Genomic DNA, 20,398 nt, shown 5'->3' on the forward strand with positions numbered 1-20,398 from the left:
CTTACACGATCCCGCCATTCACCCGCAGCGTCTGCCCATTCACCCATTCGCCTTGCGGGCCGACCAGGAACGCCACTGTGTTCGCAATATCCTCGGGCGTGCCGAGGCGCTCGAGCGGCGCGGCCCTGGCCAGGCGTTCGACCAGTTCCGCCGGTTTCCCGTCCAGGAACAGCTCGGTCGCGGTCGGTCCCGGCGCCAGCGCCGTCACCGAAATGCCTTTTCCGCGCAACTCCTTGGCAAAGATATTCGTAAACGTTTCGACCGCCGCTTTTGAGCCGGCGTAGACTGCATATCCCGGCAGGGCGAGACCGATGGCGCTGGTCGAGAAGTTGACGATGCGCCCGTTCTCGCGCATGCGCGTCGCGGCCAGGCGCAGCATGTGGAAGGTGCCGCGCGTATTGATCGAAAAGATACGGTCATAGAGCGCGTCATCGGTGTCGGCCAGCATGGTCGTGCCGGGTTGGATCACGCCGGCGTTGTTGATGACGACGTCGACGCCGCCAAACGCCTTCTCGGTGTCGTCGAACAGGCGCGCGCAGTCTTGCGCCTTGGCGACGTCGCCCTGCAGCGCGAGCGCGCGGCCGCCCGCCGCCACGATGGCCTCGACCACCGCATCCGCATCGGCTGCGCGGCTGGCGTAGTTGACCGTAACCGCAAAACCATCCTGCGCCAGGCGCAGCGCAATGGCCCTTCCGATGCCGCGCGAGGCGCCGGTGACGATTGCCGCTTTTCCGTTCAGTTGTGTCATGGGTTCTCTTTCAATTCCACTTGCCGGCGCGCCCGCCGAGGCTGTAGCGGCCCGCCCCTAACAGGGCAAGCGCAATCGCCGCAAAGAAGTACCTTCCCTGCAATTCGAGCGCCCATCCGCCGCTCTGCGTCATGGTAAAAAATTCCTTCGTATGCACCAGCAGCACGGAGACCACCATGTTGCCGGCCACCAGTAGGGCGGCCAGGCGCGTCCACACGCCGACCAGGATCAGCAGCGGCGCGATGACTTCCCCGACGTACACCCGGTAGTCAATCGCCCTGGTAAGCCCATTTTTTCGAGCATGCCGGTAATGAAGCCGACGCCGCCCAGTAACTTGGACACGCCGTGCAGCAGCAGCAGCGCCAGGGAGACGCGCAAGACGAGCCGGCCGAGGTCTTCGCGCGCGGTGTCGATGGCGGCATTCGCGTGGGGCATCTCGGTTCTCATGGAATCGCTCCTGATGTCACCTGTGCCTTACGGACCACCGGCGAGCACCTTCTCGGGCGTGATCGGCGTACTGCGGATCCGCTTGCCGGTCGCATGATAGATCGCGTTACTCACCGCCGCCGCCACGCTGACCAGGCCGATCTCGCCGACGCCCTTGGCCCCCAGGCGGCTGACGATGCGGTCGTCCTCCTCGACAAAGACGACGTCGATATCGTGGATATCGGCGTTCACCGCGACGTGGTACTCCGACAAATTGTGGTTCATGAAGCGCCCGAAGCGGTGGTCGGTATGGCTTTCTTCATGCAGCGCCTGGCTGATGCCCCAGACCACGCCGCCGACGATCTGGCTGGTCGCTGTCTTCGTGTTCATGATGCGTCCGGCCGCAATCGCGCTGACCACGCGCGTCACGCGCACCACGCCGAGTTCCTCGTCGACCCGCACTTCGACGAACACGGCCGAGTGCACCAGGCGCCGGAATTTGCGCTGTTTCAGCATCGCCGGCAGCATCAGGTATTTTTCTTCAATCCGCTCGCGCCCGCTGCGCCCGACGATGGTGCCGAGCGAAATGAAGGTGTTCGGGTCCTTCTTCAGGCGCATCACGCCGCCTTTGAATTCGACATCCCTTAAACGCTTGTCGCGAAACGGCGAGTCGGGGTCCGCCTGGGCATAACGCAGCAGCGTCAATTGCAGCTTGTCGCACACGCCGGCCACGGCCGAACCGACGGTGGCCACGTGCGAGGAGCCGCCTTCGATGGGCGCGGCCGGCAGGGTCGAGTCGCCCAGCTGGAATTTGACGCGCTCGAGCGGCATACCCATGGCTTCGGCGGCGATCGTCGCCATCACGGTGTAGGTGCCGGTACCGATGTCGGTCGCCGCGCTCGAGACCACGAGTGTGCCGTCCGCATGCATCACGGCGCTGGCGCGGGCGAACATCTGCATCGCATCCCAGACCCCGGTCGCCATGCCCCAGCCGACGAATTCCGAGCCCTCCTTGCGCGCGCGCGGCGCCAGCGGACGTTGCGACCAGCCGAATTGTTCGGCGCCCTGTTCATAACAGGCACGCAGCTCCTTGCTCGAATACGGCTTGTCGTCGACCGGCGAGCGTTCGGCGTAGTTTTTCAGACGCAGCGAGAGCGGGTCCATCTTGAGTTCATACGACAGCTCGTCCATCGCCACTTCCAGCGCATGCATGCCGTGTGCCGCACCAGGGGCGCGCATGTCGAGCGGCGTGTACTGGTCCAGGCTCACCAGTTTATAACCGAGCTTGATGTTCTCGCAGGCGTACAGCAGCCCCGACCAGTTCACCACGACCTCGATGTAATCCTCGATCTGCGAGGTTTCGGCGATCGCTTCGTGCTGGATCGAGCGCAGCGTGCCGTCGCGGTCGGCCGCGAGTTTGACCCATTGCACCGTCTCCGGGCGATGCCCGAAACTGAACATCTGCTGGCGCGTCAGCTGCACGCGCACCGAGCGTTTTAATTTCAGGGATGCCATCACGGCCAGCGTCAACTGGTATTGCGGACGCAGGCCGGAACCGAAGGCGCCGCCGACGTACGGGTTGCGCACCGTGACCTTGTCCTTTGACAGGCCGAACACGTGCGAGACATACCAGCGGCTGTTCTGCGAGCTTTGCGTCTTGTCGTAGATGGTCAGGTGACCGTTCTCTTCACGAATCACGGTCGAGGCGAACAGTTCGAGCGGATTGTGGTGCTCGACGCCGTGATAGAACTCGGCCTCGATCTTGACGGGAGCGGCCTTGAAGGCTTTCTCGGCATCGCCCTTTTCCGGCGGCGGCGGCTCATACCCGGCTTTCAGCGGACGCGGTTTGTAGGCGCGGTCCAGGTTCGCCGTCAGGCGCGTGTCGTGGTCTTCTTCTTCGTAGCGGATGCGCACCAGCGCCGCCGCGCGGCGCGCCGCCTCGAAGGTCTCGGCCAGCACCAGCGCCACCGGCTGGCCGTTATAAATAATCCGGTCGTCGTACAAAGGGCGGAAGGGCGAGCCGGCCGGCGCCGTCATGTCCTTGTAGGCGATGTCGAAGGAACGCACCTTCGGGCGGTTCAGGTGGCTCATCACCTCGACTACGCCGTCCAAAGCCATGGCTTCCTCGATATCGATGTCGAGGATGCGGCCCTTGGCGATCGCGCCGCTGACGACCACGCCATAGAGTAAATCGGGAGCGGGGTATTCGGCCGCATAGCGCGCCGCGCCCGTGACCTTGGCGCGGCCGTCGACGCGCGAGACGGCGCCGCCGGTGACGACTTGCCCGGTGCCCGGTTCGGCGACGGGGGTGTGCAGGGCCTGGATCAGGTCAGTCATGGGGCTCTCCGGTATTGGTGACGGTGCCTTGCACCGCGGTCTGCAGCGCACGCACGATGGCCTTGCGCGCCAGCCCTATCTTGAAATCGTTGTGGCCCTGGCCGACGGCGCCTTCCAGCAGCAGGTCGGCCACGCGGCCGAACAGGGCAGGATCGTCGCGCTGCCCCTCGAGCAGCGCTTCTGCCTCCGGTTTTCGCCACGGTTTATGGGCGACCGAACCGAGCGCGATACGGGCGCTGCGGATGATGCCGTCCGAGCCGATATCGAGCGCCGCCGCCACCGACACCAGCGCGAACGCATACGACAGGCGCTCGCGGATCTTGATGTAGGCCGAGTGGCGCGCATAGCGGCGCGCGTCCGGCAGGGTGATTTCGGTGATCAGTTCGTCGGCTTCGAGCACGGTGTCGTACTGCGGTGCGTCGTCCGGCAGGCGGTGGAATTCGGCGAACGGAATGCTGCGTTTGCCGCGTGCCGATTCGACATGCACGGTGGCCTCGAGTGCGGCGAGCGCCACGCACATGTCGGACGGGTGGGTCGCGATGCAGTGGGCGCTGGCGCCGAGAATGGCGTGCTGCTTGGTGATGCCCCCGATCGCGGAACAGCCGCTGCCGGGATCGCGTTTGTTGCAGGGCGTGGCAACATCATAAAAATAATAGCAGCGCGTTCGCTGCAGCAGGTTGCCGCCATTGCTGGCCATGTTGCGCAGCTGGGGAGACGCGCCGGCCAGGATCGCCGCCGTCAGCAGCGGATAGTGTTCGCGCACCAGCGGGTGGTAGGCCGTGTCGGCGTTGCGGGCAGTAGCGCCCAGGCGCAGGCCGTCGCCGTCTTCCTCGATCCCGTCGAGCGGCAGGCGGTTGATGTCGACCAGGCGGCTCGACACCATCACGCCCTCTTTCATCAGGTCGATCAGGTTGGTGCCGCCGGCAATAAAGCGCACGGCTTCGCCGGCGAAGCTGGCGTTTCCCGCAACCTGCGCGAGGGCGGCCTCGGCGTTCTCGGCTTGGGCAAAAGTAAATGGATTCATGCGGGCACCGTTCCGGTCACGACCGGGCGCACGGCGTTGTCCAGGTCGGTAATGCCGGCCACCGCGCACACCGCCTTGCGGATGCCGGGATAGGCGCCGCAGCGGCACACGTTCCCGCTCATCAGTTCGCGCACTTCGGCCACCGTTTTGGCTTGCCCTTCGTTGATCAGGCCGATGGCCGAACAGATCTGGCCCGGCGTGCAGTAGCCGCACTGGAAGGCATCGTTGTCGATAAAGGCTTGTTGCAGCGGATGTAATTGGCCATCTTTGGCCAGGCCCTCGATGGTGGTGATCTCGCGGCCGTTCTGCATCACGGCCAGCGTCATGCAGGAATTGATGCGCTTGCCGTCGACGAGGACCGTGCAGGCGCCGCACTGGCCGTGGTCGCAGCCCTTCTTTGAACCGGTGAGGTCGAGGCGCTCGCGCAGCAGGTCCAGCAGGGTCACCCAGGCTTCGAGTTCCATGTCGTGTTGCTGTCCGTTGATGCGCAGGGTGAGCGGATAGCGCTCGGGAGCGGTCATGGTGAATCCTTTCCGGGGTCGGGTGCAGTGGCATGCGCAAGCGGCAGGCAGTGTGGAATGCTGTTGTCATTCCGTTACGACCATCTTAGTGGCAAGCGCGTGGTAACCGGCGCACAATTAGCCCAGTGGCTACACTAGAGCCCATTCAATCCGACAAGAGGTCATCATGAAAGCCATCGCCGCATTCGCATCCCTGCCCGCCGACAACGAGAATGCCCTGCAGGACATCGTTCTTCCCGACCCGGTAGCCACCGGCCACGACCTGCTGGTCGACGTCCATGCGGTGTCCGTCAATCCGGTCGACACCAAGGTGCGGCGTGGTTTGCCGGCACAGGCGCAGGCCGAACCGAAGGTGCTGGGCTGGGACGCGAGCGGCATCGTGCGCGCCGTCGGCCCGGAAGTGACGCTGTTCCGTCCCGGCGACCGGGTCTGGTACGCCGGGGCGATCCACCGCGCGGGCAGCAACAGCGAACTGCAGCTGGTCGACGAGCGCATCGTCGGGCGCATGCCGACCACGCTGGGATTTGCCGAAGCGGCGGCCCTGCCACTGACCGCGATTACGGCCTGGGAATTGCTGTTCGACCGCCTGGGCCTGGAATTCGGTGGCCATGCCGGCGAAAAGTTATTGGTGGTCGGCGCCGCCGGCGGCGTCGGCTCGATCCTGGTGCAACTGGCGCGCCAGCTGACCGGCATGACCGTGATCGGCACCGCCTCGCGCCCCGAGACGAGAGAGTGGGCGCGCATTTTCGGCGCCCATCACGTAATCGACCACAGCACGCCGCTCGACACGGCCTTGACCGACGCGGGTCTCGGCGAAGTCGACTACGCGATCAGCCTGACCCACACGGACAAACATTTTAATGCGCTCGTGAATGCGATCAAACCGCAGGGAAAACTGGCGCTGATCGACGACCCGGAACCGATCGACGTGCGCCTCCTGAAACGCAAGAGCATCTCGCTGCACTGGGAGCTGATGTTTACCCGTTCGCTGTTCAACACGCCGGATTTGCAGGCCCAGCACCGCCTGCTGAACGAGGTCGCGCAGCTGGTCGAGGACGGGCGCATCCGCACCACGCTGGCCCGGAACATGGGCGCCATTACTGCCGCGAACCTGCGCCGCGCCCACGCCTTTATCGAAAGCGGCGCGGCCAGCGGCAAGGTGGTACTCGAGGGTTTTGGAGGCTAAAGTTAAACATCATATCGTTTATATTATTTATACAAAATAAACAATATAAATCGTATGTTTCAGCGTTTTACGGTTCCGGTTTCCAGGCCTGGTGCGGAGCAATTTTCCGTGATGATCATCGTGTTGATGGCGCGCTTGTGCGCTTCCAGCGACGGCAAGCCGAGCCGCTTGCGGCGTGCCTCGACGCGCGCCGGATCGTCGAACGGGTAATAGTCCCAGGCGCAGGGATGCACCTGGCGCAGCTGGGTGCCGTAGCGCTGCGGCCGGCCTTCCCTGACTGCCAGCCGGTCCGAGGCCGTGGCGAGATGCAGCATGGATGCTTCATCATCGAGCGCGGCCAGCTCGAGTTGGCGCACCACCTGGCGCTGGAAGCCTAGATCCTCGCTGCGTTGCTGGGCCACCAGCCAGGCACTGCGCGCCGCTTGCACGCCTTCCACGCTGTGGCGCGGCCAGCCGCAGGCCGCCATCAAGCTGACCAGGCGCGCCGCATTGTCGCGCTCGACCAGTTCCAGTTGTGCGCGGTGGCGCGCCGCCACCGGATCTTCAAGCGGCGCCAGGTAATCGACACGGCTGCGCACGGCCTCGGCCGCTTCCACCATGACCGCCAGCTGGTCCGCATACGATGCGCATACCGGCGCGGCCTGCGCCGGCACGGGAATGGCGGCAACGAATGGAACCAGGAACTGCAAGCTGCGAAGACTTCCCATCATCTCGTTCTCAAAAAACAATGAATAAAGCGTAACATAAGCGGTTCGTCGTGTGCCGGACCGGGAGCAGCGGACGCATAATGCCTGAACCACCATGCCGACCCGGAGACCCCATGAAAGCGCGTTTCATTCTGTTGCTGCTGGCTTTTATCAGCATGCCGCTCCGGGCGGCCGAGCTGGGTGAGGATGCCCTCTGGCAGGCACTGCGTGGCGGCGGCGTGACGGTCATGATGCGGCATGCGGCGACGAACCCCGGTATTGGCGACCCGCCAGGTTTCAAGCTGGGCGATTGCGCGACCCAGCGCAACTTGTCGGACGCGGGCCGCGCCGACGCGCGCGCGATCGGCGCCGCCTTCGGCCGCCACAAGGTGACCCCGGGCGCCGTCTGGTCGAGCCGCTGGTGCCGCTGCCTCGACACCGCGCGCCTGGCTTTTAATAGCGCGCAACCGGTGCCGGGCCTGGACTCGATGTTCAACGACGACGCGAACGCATCGGCCGCGAAACTGCGCGACCTGCGCGCGCGCCTGGCGGCACGCCAGGAAACGACGCCACTGGTGCTGGTCACCCACGACGTCAACATCCGCGCCCTGACCGGGTACTCCCTCGCGCCGGGCGAAATGGTGTTGTTCACGCAGCGCGGCGGCAAGCTGGAGGTGATCGGGCGCCTTTCCGTCCCGCGTGATGAAAAAGCGCGGGCACGATAGACGCGCGCCACCTGTCGCGCTATTTTCAAGCGTAGAATCGGCACGGTCGCGTAACGGGAGATCCCTCATGAAACGCCCTATCCTGCTTGCCGCCGGGCTGATACTCAGCACCGGCACCGTCTTTGCCCACCACGGCTGGAGCGAATACCAGGCCGATAAACCGCTCGATCTGTCCGGCACGATCGAACAGGCCGGCTACGAACAGCCACACGGCTTCGTGCGCCTGAAAACGGCCGACAACAAAACCTGGCACGTCGTACTGGCGCCGCCTTCGCGCATGGACGCCCGCGGTCTGGCGCGCGAAAAACTGGTGCCGGGCCAGCGCGCCACCGTGCATGGCTACCCGCATCGCGGCAAGGGCGACGAATTGCGCGCCGAGAACATCACGATCGAGGGCAAGAAGACGGAGCTGCGCTGATGGCGGGCGGCGCCGGCGTGCTGCACACGCTGGCGATGACGCCCCTGTCGCAAGCGATGCGCGAGGGCGCCTGGCTCTACCCCATCGTCGAGATCGTTCATATTGCCGGCTTTTCGGTGCTGGTGGGCGGTGTCGTGCTGTTCGACCTGCGCGTGCTCGGCTTCGCCCGCAGCTTGCCCGTCAGCGCCCTCGGCGATCATGTGTTGCGCTGGGCGCTGGCAAGCGTGCTGCTGGTGGTGCCGGCAGGGTTGCTGCTGTTTTCCGCGCACCCGGTGGAACTGGCGAACAATCCGGCGTTGATAGTCAAGCTGGTGCTCATTGCCCTTGCCGGACTGAATGCACTGGCCTTCCACTTGCTGCCTTACCGGAACGTGGCCGCCTGGGACCGCGACGGGAGGGCGCCGCCGCTGGCGCGTGCGGGCGCTGCGCTGTCGATCCTGCTCTGGCTCGGCGTCATCACCTGTGGCCGTATGCTGGCCTACCTCTAGCCTTACCCTGACTGCGGCCCTGCCCGCCTCATGCTACAGTGCCCTTTTGAACAACCGTGCCCGTTCCAGCATGCCGAAACCCTCCGTCATTGCCACTGCCATTACCGCGCTTGTCCTCTCAGCCTGCGCCTCTAACATCGCCGTGGCCGCCATTCCCGTGTATGGCTTTGTCGTCAAGAACACCTATCCGCACGATCCGCGCGCGTTTACGCAAGGACTGTTCTTCCGCGACGGCCAGCTGTTCGAAACGACGGGCATCACCGGTCGCTCGAGCTTGCGCCGCCTCGACCTGAAAACCGGCAAGGTATTGCAACAGGCGGACCTGCCGCCAAACGTGTTTGGCGAAGGGTCGACTGCTGTCGGCAACAACATCCTCGGCCTGACCTGGCAATCGAAGATCGGCTATGTGTTCGATGCCAAAACTTTTACGATGAAGGGGAAGTTTCCCTATGAAGGCGAAGGCTGGGGCCTGGCGAGCGACGCGAAGAGCGTCTACATGAGCGACGGCAGTGCCAGCATCCGCGTGCTCGACCCGGCCAGCTTGAAGGAAGTGCGGCGCGTGCAGGTGACGGCCGAGGGCAAGCCGATCGATTCCCTGAACGAGCTGGAAATCGTCAACGGCGAACTGTATGCGAACGTCTGGGGCACCGACCTCATCGCCCGCATCGACCCGGGCTCCGGCAAGGTGACCGGCTGGATCGACCTCACCAATCTGCTGCCGCGCGAACAACGCGGCACCAGCTCGGCCGACGCGGTACTCAACGGTATCGCTTACGATGGCAAGCATCGCAAGCTCTACGTTACCGGCAAGTTCTGGCCGAAATTATTTGAAATCGAACTGGTGCGCTTCGAGGGGCGATAGACCTCAGCCGCTAACGGAAATCACGACCTTGCCGAAGTGCGAGCCCGATTCCATGTAGCGGTACGCTTCCCGGGCCTGGTCGAAACCGAACACGCGGTCGACCACCGGCTTGATCTCGCTCGTGGCGGCAAAGCGCATGACTTGCTCGAGCATCGCACGGCTGCCGACGAAAATCCCGACCATGCGCTTGGCGCCGGCAAGTAAGGTCGCCGGATTGACTTCGCCGCCAAAGCCGCTGACGCCGCCAATGATGGCCACGCTGCCGCCCATCGCGGCGGACGCCACCGAGCGGTTGACTGTCCCCTGCCCGCCCACTTCGAGCACCACGTCGGCGCCGGTGCCGAGGGTCGCGCGCAATACTTCTTCCTGCCACTCCGGCGTGGTGCGGTAGTTGATCGTGTGATGGGCGCCCAGTTCGCGCGCGCGCTGCAATTTGTCGTCGGAAGACGAAGTGATGATCGTGCGCAGCCCGGCCGCCTTCGCCAGTTGTAAACCCAGCACCGAGACGCCGCCGGTGCCCAGCAGCAGCACGGTGTCGCCCGGCTTGATGCCGTTGCTCGACTCGAAAATCGCATTCCATGCGGTGACACCGGCGCAAGGCATGGTGGACGCCTCCACATAGCTCAGCTGCGGCGGAATTTTGACCAAGGCATCCTCGTGCAGCACGACCTCTTCGGCCAGCATGCCGTCGATGTCGCCGCCCAGCGCATGGCGGATTTTACCGGGGGAGGTGCGCCCATCCTGCCAGTGCGGGAAGAAGGAAGCGGCAACCCGGTCGCCGACCTGCAATGTCGAGACGCCATGGCCGACGGCGAGGACTTCGCCGGCGCCGTCCGAGCAGGGAATGATCGGGTTATCCACATTCACCAGATAGTTGCCGCTGGCAACCATCAGGTCGCGGTAGTTCAGCGAGACCGCATGCACGCGGATCCGCACTTCGCCCAGCGCCAGCTCACGCTGGGTAAAATCCACGCACTCCAAGCCGTCGATGTTGTCGCCCGGCAGAATCTGGTAAGCCCGCATCGTGTTCTCCATGATTGATTAGGTGCGGGCCATTCTACTGCGCCCGCCCTGCAGTGCCGTTCCGCTTGCCTTTATACCGGTTTCGCCACCATCAGCCAGAAGATGGCGACAAAGGCGATGAATGCCGGCACGCCGAGCGCGACCCAGGTTTTAAAGTAACGCCAGTACTGCGCCGGCAGTTCGGACTGCGTGCGCGCCGCTTCCGCAGCGAGATCGCGCAGGCGCATCTGGATCCAGACCACGGGCAGCCAGCAGGCGCCGGCCAGCACGTACAGCGCGATCGACCACATGATCCACTTGCTGTGCAGCGGGTAGCCGGCCAGGTGGATCATGTAAAAGCCCGTGGCCGGCTGGATGATCGCCGTGGTCGCCGTAAACACCCAGTCGGCGATCACGACATTGCGGCTGACGACGGCAATCGCACGTACGTCGCGGCTGATGTTGGCGAACAGCATGTACCAGGCCGAGCCGATGCCGGTGCCGAACAGGAAGGTCGACGACATGATGTGCAGCCATTTAATGACGACGTACTCCATTATTCCTCCAGTTCATACAGCAGCCAGATGGCGGCCAGCATCGGCAAATTCTTGGTCAGCGGCCCATACGGATGCAGCAGGAATTCAGGCAGCTTGAACGCTATCACGACCGTGTAAAAACCGATCAGGGCCAATTGTGCGAGCCATAACGGGCGCCGCCGCGGCAAGAAAGCGATGCCGAGTCCAAGCAACAAGTCGAAGCTTGCCGCGCCATACAGCATCAGCGGCCGCAGGGGCGGTGGAATCCCGGTGCGCGCCAATAAATCGTAGCTTTGCTCGACCGGATACAGGCCGAACGACACGATGGCGGTGGCGATCCAGACCGTGACGATGCTCCAGCGTAGCGTCGGCAGCAGCCAGCCGAGTTTCGCCAGCGTGCGTTCGGCACGCGGCGACGTAATGAAGGCGGCGATCGGCGTTGGCGGTCGGCCCAGCAGATGCGTGATCAGAAGCGCGTCGCCCGTATTGCCGCGGTTGAGCATGCGCAGCGCGTCTTCGTCGAGCAAGGCGCCGGGCACCCAGCGCCCGGCTTTGGCCAGCAGCCGCGCAAGCCCGTCGGGCAGCGGTAGCAGCAACTGGCGCCCCATGCCCAGCGCCGCGCGCAGGCGCGCCAGGTAGTCGGTGAACGGCAAGGCCTCGGGTCCGACCAGCGGCACGCGCATGGAGCTGCTGCCTGCCGCCAGCGGCATGCGCTGGCGCAGCAGGGCATTCACGGCGGCCACCAGGTCGTCGATATGCACCGGCTGCACCAATTGCGGCGCGCTGCCGAAACGCATTGTTAGCGGCATGCTGGCCAGGGTTCTAAAAACGCGCGCACTGGCGCCGTCGGCCCCGTAGACCAGCGATGGCTGGACGATGTAGGCGCGCAGCGGCAATGAGGCAAGATAGTCGTCTGCCGCTTTTTTCGACAAGTGATACGGCGTGTCCGCTTCGCCATCGGCGCCCAGGGCCGAGAACTGGATCACCATCCGCACGTCTTCGGATTCGGCGCAGGCGGCGAACAGCGCGCACGGCGCCAGGGTATGCAGGCGCTCGAAGGTCTGGCGCCCCGCCTCGCGGAAAATGCCGACCGTGTTGATGACGGCCTCGACCTTGGAAAGGCGCGCCAGCCAAACGGATTTGTCGGTATCGTTGGCGAAGTCAGCGTGGATGTAGCTCAGGCGCGGATTGTCACTGTTTGCTGGTGTGCGCACGGCGCACACCACGTGGTGGCCTTCGGCCAGCAGCGCTGTTAACAAGTGCTGGCCAATAAAACCGCTGGCGCCTGTAAGCAAGATCCGCATGCACTTCCCTTTATCGATTCAACAAGGATAATCACTATGTCAGATTGGACCACATCATTGCAACGCGGCCTGGTTGGCGGCGCCGCTTCCAGTATCGTCTCGACCGCCGCGCTGGCGATGCTCGGACGCACCGAGGCCGGCAGCGCCTTTGCGCCGACGAACGCGATCAGCCACTGGATCTGGGGCGACGAAGCAGCCGAGCACGACGGCTTTTCGCTGAAGTACACGATCACCGGTTACGCGATTCACCATGTCAGCTCAACCTTCTGGGCAGTACTGTTCGAAAAGCTGGCAGGCGAAAAGCTCGACCGCAAGGATTTGCGGGTCACGCTGGCCGCGTCCGCCGCGACGTCCGCCATTTCCTGCTTCGTCGACTACAAACTGACCCCCGAGCGGCTGAAACCCGGTTTTGAAAAGCGTCTGTCGAAAAAGTCGCTGGCCGGCGTCTATGCCGCCTTTGCCGTTGGCATGGCGCTCGGCGCGATCGCACTGCGCCGCAGATAAGATCGCCTGACAAGGTAAAAAAACGCGCCCGGGAAGCTCCCCGGGCGCGTTTTTTTTACCTTGTACGGCCTGTGTTATGGGCGCATCAGAACGTGTAGTTGGCGCGCGCGTAGACGAAGCGGCCCGAACGGCCGAACGGCGAGTAGTTCGAGAACGGCGTGTTGCCCGTCGTGTTCAGCGCCGGCGGCAGCGTTTCCGGATACTGGTCGAACACATTGTCGGCACCAAGCGCCAGCGTCATCTTCGGCGTCAGGGCGTAGCGGCCCTCGAGGTCGACGACGGTCTTCGCGGCGAGCGGGAAGTCAAGGGCGGCACTCGTGCCAGGCGTCATCGTCTTGCCGTAGCGGGTGGCGCGCGCAGTAGCGCCCCACTGACCCAGTTTCCAGTTGACGTTGGCGCTGACCTTGTTCTTCGGCTGGCCTTCCTCGATCGCGATGATGTTGACACGGTCGAACAGCACCGGTGCCGGCGTCAAGGCTGCGAGCTGGGCCGTGACCGGCGTCTTCGTCACTTCCGTGCGATTGAAATTGGCTGCCAGCGTGGCATCGAAGCGCCCTGCCTGCCCGGCATTGATCGGCCAGTTCATGACGATGTCGACGCCGTCGGTGGTGGTGTCGACGCCATTGATGAAGAAGCGCCCGCCGCCCACGCCGATGAATCCCTGCGAGGCGATGTAATTGCGTACGTTCACCTGGGTCAGATTTTCCGACAGTACGATGCGGTCGCGAATCTTGATCCGGTAAGCGTCGACTGTCAGGCTGACGCGGTCGAAGCGCAGCACCGCGCCCAGCGACAAGTTCACTGATTTCTCTGCATCAAGCGGTTGCGCACCGAGTGCCAGCGCCACCGGATCGGTCGGCTTGAAGGTCGTGATCTCGAACGGCACGCCGTCGATGAAGTTGGTCGAAGTCGAGGTGAAATTCTGCTGTTGCGGCGACGGTGCGCGGAAGCCGTTTTGCACCGAGCCGCGGATGGCGAAGGTTTTAGTGAAATCGTAGCGACCCGCGAGTTTGCCGGCCAGGCTTTCACCGAAGTCCGAATAATGCTCGCCGCGCACCGCGACCGAGGCTAACAATTGCGGCGTGATGTTTGCTTCCAGGTCGATGAAGGCGCCCGTCGCGGTGCGGTGGGTATCGATCTCATTGGCCGGGCGGAAGCCGGGGAACACCTGGGCGCCCGCCGCGGACGGCAGGCCGTTCGGCAGCACCACGCCTCCGTAGCGGTAGGAGTCCGGCTCGCCCGCGAACAATTCGTAGCCTTCGCGGCGCACTTCGGTGCCGACGGCAATGTTCAGCGGCGATGACAGGCCAGCCACGTCGAGCGAGCGCACGCCGGTCAGGTTGAACACCAGCTGGTCATAGGAAAAGCCGCCGGAATCGAATGCGGTCTTGCTGGTCGGGCCGATCGAGCGGTTCAGCGTGTTCTCGATCTGGAACTGCATCTTGTTCTTGCCGTAGACGAGCGAGGTGTCCATGTCCCAGTTGCCCAGCGACCAGGTGACGCCGCCAGCCATGCTGAAATCCTGCACTTTCGGCGAGATCAGCGGCAGGAAGCCGTCCGGATAGATCGAGGGTATGTTGCGCACATCCTGCGCCATGCGGAAAAAGCCGGCCGAACGCGCGTCGCGTTCCTGGAAGCTGGCCCAGCCATAGACTTTCACGCCGTTGCCGAGGTCGTTGCCGGCGTTGGCGAAGAAGGTCGTCTGCTGCATTTCAGGATCGCCGTACCAGGCATTGAACCGGTTGATCGTGTTTTCGCGCGGGTCAAACGCGCCATTGGCCAGTCGCGGGTATTGCTGGCGCACGTCATAACCGCCGCGCTCGGTGCGCGACTGGTCCTTGTACTCGGCGGCAATCGTCAGGTGGCCGGCGTCCCCCAGCGGCAAGCCTTTCCAGACGCTGGCCGTGGCGCTCTGGCCGTCGGCGCGCTCGCGCGAGGCCGGGCCATCCCAAGTGCCGCCGGCCGGGAGCGCGCCGTTGAACAGGTCGTATTCGGTGAAGCGCGCGCCGTAGGTGATGCTCGCTTCGCCGCCATCGCGGTCGTTGCGCAGGCGCAGGTTGATGACGCCGGAAATCGCGTCCGAGCCGTACTGGGCGGCGGCGCCGTCGCGCAGCACTTCGATGTTCTTGACGATCGCGGTCGGGATCGTGTTCATGTCGACCGCCGCCGAGCCGCGGCCGACGCTGCCGTTCAGGTTGACGAGGGACGACGAATGGCGGCGTTTCGAGTTCACCAGCACCAGGGTCTGGTCGGGCGCCATGCCGCGCAGCGTGGCCGGGCGGATGGTGTCGGTGCCGTCGGTCAGCGAAGGACGCGGGAAGTTGAGGGATGGCAGCGCCACCGACAGCGCCTGGTTCATCTCGGTCGTGCCGGTGTTCTTCAGGGTCTCGGCGGAGATGATGTCGACCGCGGCGGCGGTGTCGAGCGCGCTGCGGTTCGCCACGCGGGTGCCGGTGACCACGACGGTTGCGGTCGTGCCTTCGGTGGCGGTGCTTTCCTGGGCCTGCGCCGTGCCCGCGAACATCGCCGCGATCGACAAGGCCAGCACCGTTTTCTTCGTCGTTCTTTGCATTGATTTACCCTCGAGTGAATGATCTGAGCCTACTGCTCGGACCAGTCTGGAGGGCACACCCGGACATGTCAATTTGCAAGGGTTGCTGTAGTACAGAATGCAACAGTTGTCAGTACGTCAGGATGATGTAAGGAAAATCGGCCTCGGCCGATTTTCCAAAAATTCAATGCGCTGCTGCCGGCACTTTCTTGCCACGCATCTTGTTTACCAGGGTCACCACCAGCACGATGAGCGCGCCGACCACGAGTCCGACCAGGGCGTCGAAGATGACCGGGCCAAGGGCGTGCAGCACGCCGCCGATGACCGGCACGTCGCCCATGGCCGTTGCCATGCCTTCGGAATAATGGTGCAGCAGTTCCCAGTTGTGGCTGATGATGCCGCCGCCGACCATGAACATCGCCGCGGTACCGACGATCGACAGGAATTTCATCAGGCGCGGCGCCAGTGCCAGCAGCATGCGGCCAACCCCCTGCGCGAAAGCGCTCGTCTTCTTGATCAGATACAGGCCGGCGTCGTCGATCTTGACGATGCCGGCGACCAGGCCGTAAACCCCGACCGTCATCAAGAGAGAAATCAGGACCAGCACTGCTACCTGTTGCATGAACGGCATCTGCGACACCGTGCCCAGCGAGATGACGATGATCTCGGCCGAGAGGATGAAGTCGGTGCGGATCGCGCCCTTGATCTTGTCCTTCTCGACGGCAACCATGTCCTGCTGGCCGGCCAGCGCCGCGGCCAGGCGTTCCTTGTGGGCCGCGTCTTCCTCCGGGCTGTGCAGGAATTTATGGGCCAGTTTTTCGGCCCCTTCGAAGCACAGGAAGGCGCCGCCGATCATCAGGAGCGGAATGATCAGCCATGGCGCGAAGGCCGAGATCAGGAGCGCCGCCGGCACCAGGATCGCCTTGTTCCACATCGAACCCTTGGCCACTGCCCATACCACCGGCAGTTCGCGCGTGGAATCGACGCCCGTCACCTGTTGGGCGTTCAGCGCAAGGTCGTCGCCGAGCACGCCGGCGGTCTTCTTGGCCGCCACTTTGGTCATCAAGGTGACGTCGTCGAGTACGGTGGCGATATCGTCGAGTAAAGCGAGCAAACTGCCTGCAGCCATGGAACTACTCCTGAAATTAGCAATATGGCAGCATCTTAACCGAGCGCAGGCGCCGCACGCACACGGTTCAGCGCGATAAATTGCGTTTCAGTCCCGAAAATCTGCAGCTCGTCGCTTTTGCCGGGGGGTCTTCGGTCCGCATACGTATAGTCAGTATCGAAGGCTGCGCTGCGCCAGCCTCGCCCAGCGACGGAGACCATGATGATGACAAGCACCCCGAACCAGACCGCCACCCCGATGCGCCGCACCCGGCCGCCAAAGCGCAAGACGCGCATCACGATCTACCTTGACGACGAGGTGCTGGACGAATTCCGCAACCTGTCCGAGCGCTGCGGCACCGGCTACCAGACCCTGATCAACGCAGCCCTGCGCACCCGCCTTGCCGCCGCCGGCGCCGAACCGAGCCTGCTCTGACGGGCGCGCCTTGAAATGGCTGGAAACGGCGGACACAATCGTGGCGTCCTGTTGAAGGGTGCGGGAAAGTTACAAGTGGCAAACATTTGTGCTACTCTTTCCGCTCTTTCAACCCCGGAGGCACCATGAAAAAAGGCGAACTGATCGCGGAATTTGCCAAGCGTACCGAGATGTCCGGTACCGCTGCCAACAGCGCGGTCAACACGATCCTCGAGATCATCACGGAGCGTCTGAAAAAAGGCGACACGGTCGGCATTACCGGCTTCGGCACGTTCTCGATCACCAAGCGCGCGGCGCGCAAGGGCCGCAACCCGGCAACGGGCGAGGTCATCAAGATCGGCGCATCGAAAACCCCGCGTTTCTCCGCCGGCGCGACCTTGAAGGCTGCCGTCAACCCGCGCAAGAAGTAATCCAGAATCAGGAGCGTCAGCGCTCTTATCCGGCATGGCGCCGTGGCATGACGCCGCGCGCCATCCCCCTCCTCCCGCCAGTTCGTTTTCCCGAGTTTCCCCATGTCTTTCGCTACCTGGATCGCCTTCGTCATCGCCGGCACCGTGATCGCCATTTCTCCCGGCTCCGGGGCTGTGCTGTCGATGTCGCACGGCCTGGCCTATGGCGTCAAAAAGGCCAGCGCCACCGTGCTCGGCCTGCAGTTCGGCCTGATCCTGGTGCTGGCCATTGCCGGCGCCGGCGTCGGCTCGCTGCTGCTGGCCTCGCCCACGGCATTTTTCGTCGTCAAAGTGGTGGGCGCGCTGTACCTGATTTACCTGGGCGTGTCGCAATGGCGTTCCAAAACGGAGACCGGCCCGACCGCCAGCAGCGCGGGACTGGCCGCGCACCCTTCTTTCGGCAAGCGCGTGCTGACCGGTTTTCTCACGAATGCGACCAATCCGAAGGGCATTATCTTCATGGTCGCGGTGCTGCCGCAATTTATTTCGAAAGATGCCGCGCTGCTGCCGCAACTGGTGATCCTGGGCATCACGATGGTCTCCATCGACAGCATCGTGATGCATGGTTACGCGACCTTGGCATCCTCGATGCAGCGCCTGTTTCGCGATCCGCGCGCGATGCGCATCCAGAACCGTTTTTTTGGCGCGGTGCTGGTCGTGGTCGGTTCGATGCTGTTTTTCGTCAAGCGCACTGCGTAGCGCGCGCTTCTCCTGATTGTGTCGCTTGTGCAGGATGTGCAACCGTCTGTAATTCCGGTTGCCTCCCCTTGCCTGCCTGCGCTGTAATCAGGTCGACGCATTCCGTCCCTACCGCCTGGAGCCTTCGATGCACCTGCCCATCCTGAAAACCGCGACGCTGCTGGCGCTGGCGGTCTGTTCCACCCTGGCGCTGGCGATTGACCCGCCGGCCCGGGTCGGCCGTGTCGCCCTGACGCAAGGACAAGTGAGCGTCAAGAGCGCCGGCGAAGCGACGAATGCGGCGCTGGTCAACTGGCCGGTCACCTCGAACCAGACCATCTCCACGGCGCCGGGCGCGCGCACCGAACTTCGCATCGGCTCGACCGCCATCCGCCTCGACGGCGACTCGGCCCTGGAAGTCTTGCAGCTCGATGACGACCAGCTGCGCCTGCGCCTGCAGTACGGCAGCGCCAGCATCCGCGTCGTCAACGAGGAGCTGGCAGGCAGTTTTGAACTCACCACGCCGCAGGCGCGCGTGCTGCTGCAGGGGCCGGGACGCTTGCGCGTGGACGCCGAGCGCGTGCGCGATACCAGCAGCATCCGCGTGTTCGACGGCGTGGCCACCGTCGAGGGCGGCGGCGAGCGCCTGACCGTGCGCAGCGGGCGCAGCGCCGAGGTGCAGGGCCTCGACTTGCGCATGACGCAAGCCGTCACCGACGCCTTCGACGAATGGGCGCTGGTGCGCGACCGCGAGAGCGAGGCGGTGCGCGCCACCCGCTATGTGCCGGCCGAGATGACCGGCGTCGAGGACCTCGACCGCCATGGCAGCTGGCGCGACGACAGCGAATATGGCGCCCTGTGGCTGCCCTCGGTCGCCTCGACCTGGGTGCCCTACCGCGACGGCCGCTGGACCTGGATCGCGCCCTGGGGCTGGACCTGGGTCGACAACGCGCCCTGGGGCTATGCGCCGTTTCACTATGGCCGCTGGGTCCACGTGCATAACCGCTGGGCCTGGGCGCCGGGCCGGCTCGAGAGCCGGCCGGTCTGGGCACCGGCCCTGGTCGGCTGGGTCGGCGGCGCGGGCTGGAGTATCCATGCCGGCTCCTCGCTGGCCCAGGGCTGGTATCCCTTGTCGCCCTACGATCGCTTCGTGCCCGGCTACCGCTTGTCGGACACGCACTTGCGGCGCCTGAACGCGCACGACGGCAAGCGCGACGGCCGCCGTGACGGCGCGCACGATTACCGCCAGCGCGGCCTGACCGTGGTGCCCCAGGACCGTTTCGGCCAGCGCGGCGAAGTCGTGGTCAGGCACGAAGCGCGGCTTACCCCACTAGCGAACTGGCAAGGTACACCCGGCGCCCAGCCGCCGGTGCCGCGCGGCTGGCGCGAGCGCAATCAGGACGATGCGCGCCGCCTGGATGGGCGCGATGGGCGCGATGGGTCCGACAACCGCCGCGAACGCCGCTACAACGATGGCGATGGCCGCCCGGATGGCAGGCGCGACGGCAATGACGGCTGGCGCCGCGACGCGCAACGGGGTGCCGCTCAGCCGGCGCCAGGCGTGCAGGCCCAGCCGGGAACGATCACGACGGCGCCGCCCCCCGTGCCGCAGCCGCCCCAGGCGGGCTTCGTGCGCCAGCCGGGCCTGATCACGACCTCGCCGGCGCCAGGCGGGGGGCGCGACTGGCGCGGACGCGATGGCCGCGATGGGCGTGACGCTCTCGAAGATGGCCCGCGCCAGCGTCGTTTCGGGGGGCGTGATGATGCCGCGACCGGTGCGCCGGCGGCGGTGGCGCCACCCCAGCCGGCGCCGCAGCCGTTCACACAGCGTGGCGGCGCGGGCGGGGCGATGGAAGCGGCGGCGGCGCGGGCGCAAGCCCAGGCACAGGCGCACATGCAACGGCAGAGCGAAACGGCAGTGGCGCCGCCGCCGCGTGCGATGCCGAGTCCGCCGCCCGCCCCTGCCGCTGCGCCGCCGCAGGTTTCGCCGGCCCCGCGCGAGGCGCCGGCGCGCCGTGGCGGAGATGGTCCGCGCCAGCGCGATGGTCTACGCCAGATGGAACGTTGAGGTATTCGCCGTGACTTTCACGCGCCAGTCTCGCATTGGCTACAATGTCGTTTTGCACAGGAGCCGTCATGGACCCGAAAGACTCCCTCATTGAATACCCGAGCGACTTCCCGATCAAGGTGATGGGCCCGACGCACGACGCCTTCGCCACCACGATCACCGAGGTGGTCACGGGCTTCGACCCGACCTTTCACGACGGCCGCCTGGAAGTGCGTCCTTCAGCGAAGGGCAACTACACTGGCCTGACCTGCACCGTGCGCGCCACCAGCCGCGCCCAGCTCGACGAGTTATATCGCGCATTGTCGGCGCACCCGATGGTCAAGATCGTCATGTAATGTCGGG

General features: G+C 64.8%; 21 protein-coding genes and 1 pseudogene. 11 read left to right on the forward strand and 11 right to left on the reverse strand.

The genetic code is table 11. The features are described from left to right. Position 1 precedes the first annotated feature (1 nt). From ACHAC9_RS15375 to ACHAC9_RS15395, 5 genes and pseudogenes are all read right to left on the reverse strand, one after another. Positions 2-748 (reverse strand): SDR family oxidoreductase, encoded by a 747-nt coding sequence (locus ACHAC9_RS15375; protein WP_435760924.1) that lies wholly within the window; start codon positions 746-748, stop codon positions 2-4. A gap of 10 nt (positions 749-758) precedes the next feature. Further along, positions 759-1,183, reverse strand: a pseudogene (locus ACHAC9_RS15380) (DoxX family protein). Positions 1,184-1,222: 39 nt separating this feature from the next. Continuing rightward, positions 1,223-3,511 carry a xanthine dehydrogenase family protein molybdopterin-binding subunit gene (locus tag ACHAC9_RS15385; protein WP_435760926.1) on the reverse strand — a complete coding sequence of 763 codons (2,289 nt, stop codon included), beginning with the start codon at positions 3,509-3,511 and terminating at the stop codon, positions 1,223-1,225. After that, positions 3,504-4,535: an FAD binding domain-containing protein gene (locus tag ACHAC9_RS15390; protein WP_435760928.1), complete on the reverse strand. Its 1,032-nt coding sequence runs from the start codon at positions 4,533-4,535 to the stop codon at positions 3,504-3,506. Before ACHAC9_RS15390 ends, ACHAC9_RS15385 begins: the two co-directional genes overlap by 8 nt. Continuing rightward, positions 4,532-5,056 carry a (2Fe-2S)-binding protein gene (locus ACHAC9_RS15395; protein ID WP_435760929.1) on the reverse strand — a complete coding sequence of 175 codons (525 nt, stop codon included), beginning with the start codon at positions 5,054-5,056 and terminating at the stop codon, positions 4,532-4,534. Before ACHAC9_RS15395 ends, ACHAC9_RS15390 begins: the two co-directional genes overlap by 4 nt. Positions 5,057-5,222: 166 nt before the next feature. Here ACHAC9_RS15395 and ACHAC9_RS15400 point away from each other — a divergent pair, with 166 nt between their 5' ends. Continuing rightward, positions 5,223-6,242, forward strand: a complete 1,020-nt coding sequence (locus tag ACHAC9_RS15400; protein ID WP_435760931.1) for a zinc-binding alcohol dehydrogenase family protein — start codon at positions 5,223-5,225, stop codon at positions 6,240-6,242. 59 nt (positions 6,243-6,301) lie between these two features. On the opposite strand, the gene ACHAC9_RS15405 is transcribed toward ACHAC9_RS15400, so the two are convergent. Continuing rightward, positions 6,302-6,952, reverse strand: coding sequence for a DUF6624 domain-containing protein (locus tag ACHAC9_RS15405; RefSeq protein ID WP_435760933.1), 651 nt, complete (start codon positions 6,950-6,952; stop codon positions 6,302-6,304). 110 nt (positions 6,953-7,062) lie between these two features. Here ACHAC9_RS15405 and ACHAC9_RS15410 point away from each other — a divergent pair, with 110 nt between their 5' ends. The 4 genes from ACHAC9_RS15410 to ACHAC9_RS15425 all read left to right on the forward strand — a co-directional run bounded on the left by ACHAC9_RS15410 (position 7,063) and on the right by ACHAC9_RS15425 (position 9,421). Further along, positions 7,063-7,653 carry a histidine phosphatase family protein gene (locus tag ACHAC9_RS15410; protein WP_435760934.1) on the forward strand — a complete coding sequence of 197 codons (591 nt, stop codon included), beginning with the start codon at positions 7,063-7,065 and terminating at the stop codon, positions 7,651-7,653. Between the two features lie 67 nt (positions 7,654-7,720). Next, on the forward strand, positions 7,721-8,071 hold the full coding sequence (locus ACHAC9_RS15415) for a DUF6152 family protein (protein WP_435760936.1): 351 nt from the start codon (positions 7,721-7,723) through the stop codon (positions 8,069-8,071). Then, positions 8,071-8,559: a DUF6644 family protein gene (locus tag ACHAC9_RS15420; RefSeq protein WP_435760937.1), complete on the forward strand. Its 489-nt coding sequence runs from the start codon at positions 8,071-8,073 to the stop codon at positions 8,557-8,559. Before ACHAC9_RS15415 ends, ACHAC9_RS15420 begins: the two co-directional genes overlap by 1 nt. A gap of 70 nt (positions 8,560-8,629) precedes the next feature. Beyond that, positions 8,630-9,421 carry a glutaminyl-peptide cyclotransferase gene (locus ACHAC9_RS15425; protein ID WP_435760938.1) on the forward strand — a complete coding sequence of 264 codons (792 nt, stop codon included), beginning with the start codon at positions 8,630-8,632 and terminating at the stop codon, positions 9,419-9,421. 3 nt (positions 9,422-9,424) lie between these two features. Here the strand turns inward: ACHAC9_RS15425 and ACHAC9_RS15430 are convergent, their stop codons facing one another. From ACHAC9_RS15430 to ACHAC9_RS15440, 3 genes are all read right to left on the reverse strand, one after another. After that, positions 9,425-10,444, reverse strand: coding sequence for a zinc-dependent alcohol dehydrogenase family protein (locus ACHAC9_RS15430; RefSeq protein WP_435760939.1), 1,020 nt, complete (start codon positions 10,442-10,444; stop codon positions 9,425-9,427). Between the two features lie 71 nt (positions 10,445-10,515). Beyond that, positions 10,516-10,980 carry a DUF2269 family protein gene (locus tag ACHAC9_RS15435; RefSeq protein ID WP_435760941.1) on the reverse strand — a complete coding sequence of 155 codons (465 nt, stop codon included), beginning with the start codon at positions 10,978-10,980 and terminating at the stop codon, positions 10,516-10,518. Beyond that, positions 10,980-12,263 carry an SDR family oxidoreductase gene (locus ACHAC9_RS15440; protein ID WP_435760943.1) on the reverse strand — a complete coding sequence of 428 codons (1,284 nt, stop codon included), beginning with the start codon at positions 12,261-12,263 and terminating at the stop codon, positions 10,980-10,982. The genes ACHAC9_RS15435 and ACHAC9_RS15440 overlap by 1 nt, the downstream gene beginning before the upstream one ends. A gap of 36 nt (positions 12,264-12,299) precedes the next feature. On the opposite strand from ACHAC9_RS15440, the gene ACHAC9_RS15445 reads away from it, so the two are divergent. Next, entirely contained in the window at positions 12,300-12,767 is a 468-nt protein-coding gene (locus ACHAC9_RS15445; protein WP_435760944.1) for a hypothetical protein, read from the forward strand. 85 nt (positions 12,768-12,852) lie between these two features. Here ACHAC9_RS15445 and ACHAC9_RS15450 read toward each other — a convergent pair whose 3' ends face one another. Together ACHAC9_RS15450 and ACHAC9_RS15455 are read right to left on the reverse strand one after the other, a co-directional pair. Continuing rightward, the gene (locus tag ACHAC9_RS15450; RefSeq protein WP_435760946.1) at positions 12,853-15,339 is read right to left on the reverse strand and encodes a TonB-dependent receptor plug domain-containing protein; all 2,487 of its coding nucleotides are present in this window, start codon (positions 15,337-15,339) and stop codon (positions 12,853-12,855) included. Positions 15,340-15,502: 163 nt separating this feature from the next. Then, entirely contained in the window at positions 15,503-16,447 is a 945-nt protein-coding gene (locus ACHAC9_RS15455) for a DUF808 domain-containing protein (protein ID WP_435760947.1), read from the reverse strand. Positions 16,448-16,645: 198 nt separating this feature from the next. Between ACHAC9_RS15455 and ACHAC9_RS15460 the strand changes: the two genes are divergently transcribed. From ACHAC9_RS15460 to ACHAC9_RS15480, 5 genes are all read left to right on the forward strand, one after another. Further along, positions 16,646-16,861 (forward strand): BrnA antitoxin family protein, encoded by a 216-nt coding sequence (locus tag ACHAC9_RS15460; RefSeq protein ID WP_435760949.1) that lies wholly within the window; start codon positions 16,646-16,648, stop codon positions 16,859-16,861. 125 nt (positions 16,862-16,986) lie between these two features. Further along, the gene (locus ACHAC9_RS15465; RefSeq protein ID WP_435760950.1) at positions 16,987-17,271 is read left to right on the forward strand and encodes an HU family DNA-binding protein; all 285 of its coding nucleotides are present in this window, start codon (positions 16,987-16,989) and stop codon (positions 17,269-17,271) included. Positions 17,272-17,373: 102 nt separating this feature from the next. Then, positions 17,374-18,009, forward strand: coding sequence for a LysE family transporter (locus ACHAC9_RS15470; protein WP_435760951.1), 636 nt, complete (start codon positions 17,374-17,376; stop codon positions 18,007-18,009). 127 nt (positions 18,010-18,136) lie between these two features. Next, a complete protein-coding gene (locus tag ACHAC9_RS15475; protein WP_435760953.1) occupies positions 18,137-20,056 on the forward strand; it encodes a DUF6600 domain-containing protein in 1,920 nt (639 codons plus the stop codon). Between the two features lie 68 nt (positions 20,057-20,124). After that, positions 20,125-20,391, forward strand: coding sequence for a DUF493 family protein (locus ACHAC9_RS15480; protein WP_435760954.1), 267 nt, complete (start codon positions 20,125-20,127; stop codon positions 20,389-20,391). Positions 20,392-20,398 lie beyond the last annotated feature (7 nt).

Origin of the sequence: Massilia sp. CMS3.1 (genome assembly GCF_051262535.1) — a bacterium.
GTDB lineage: Bacteria > Pseudomonadota > Gammaproteobacteria > Burkholderiales > Burkholderiaceae_D > Telluria.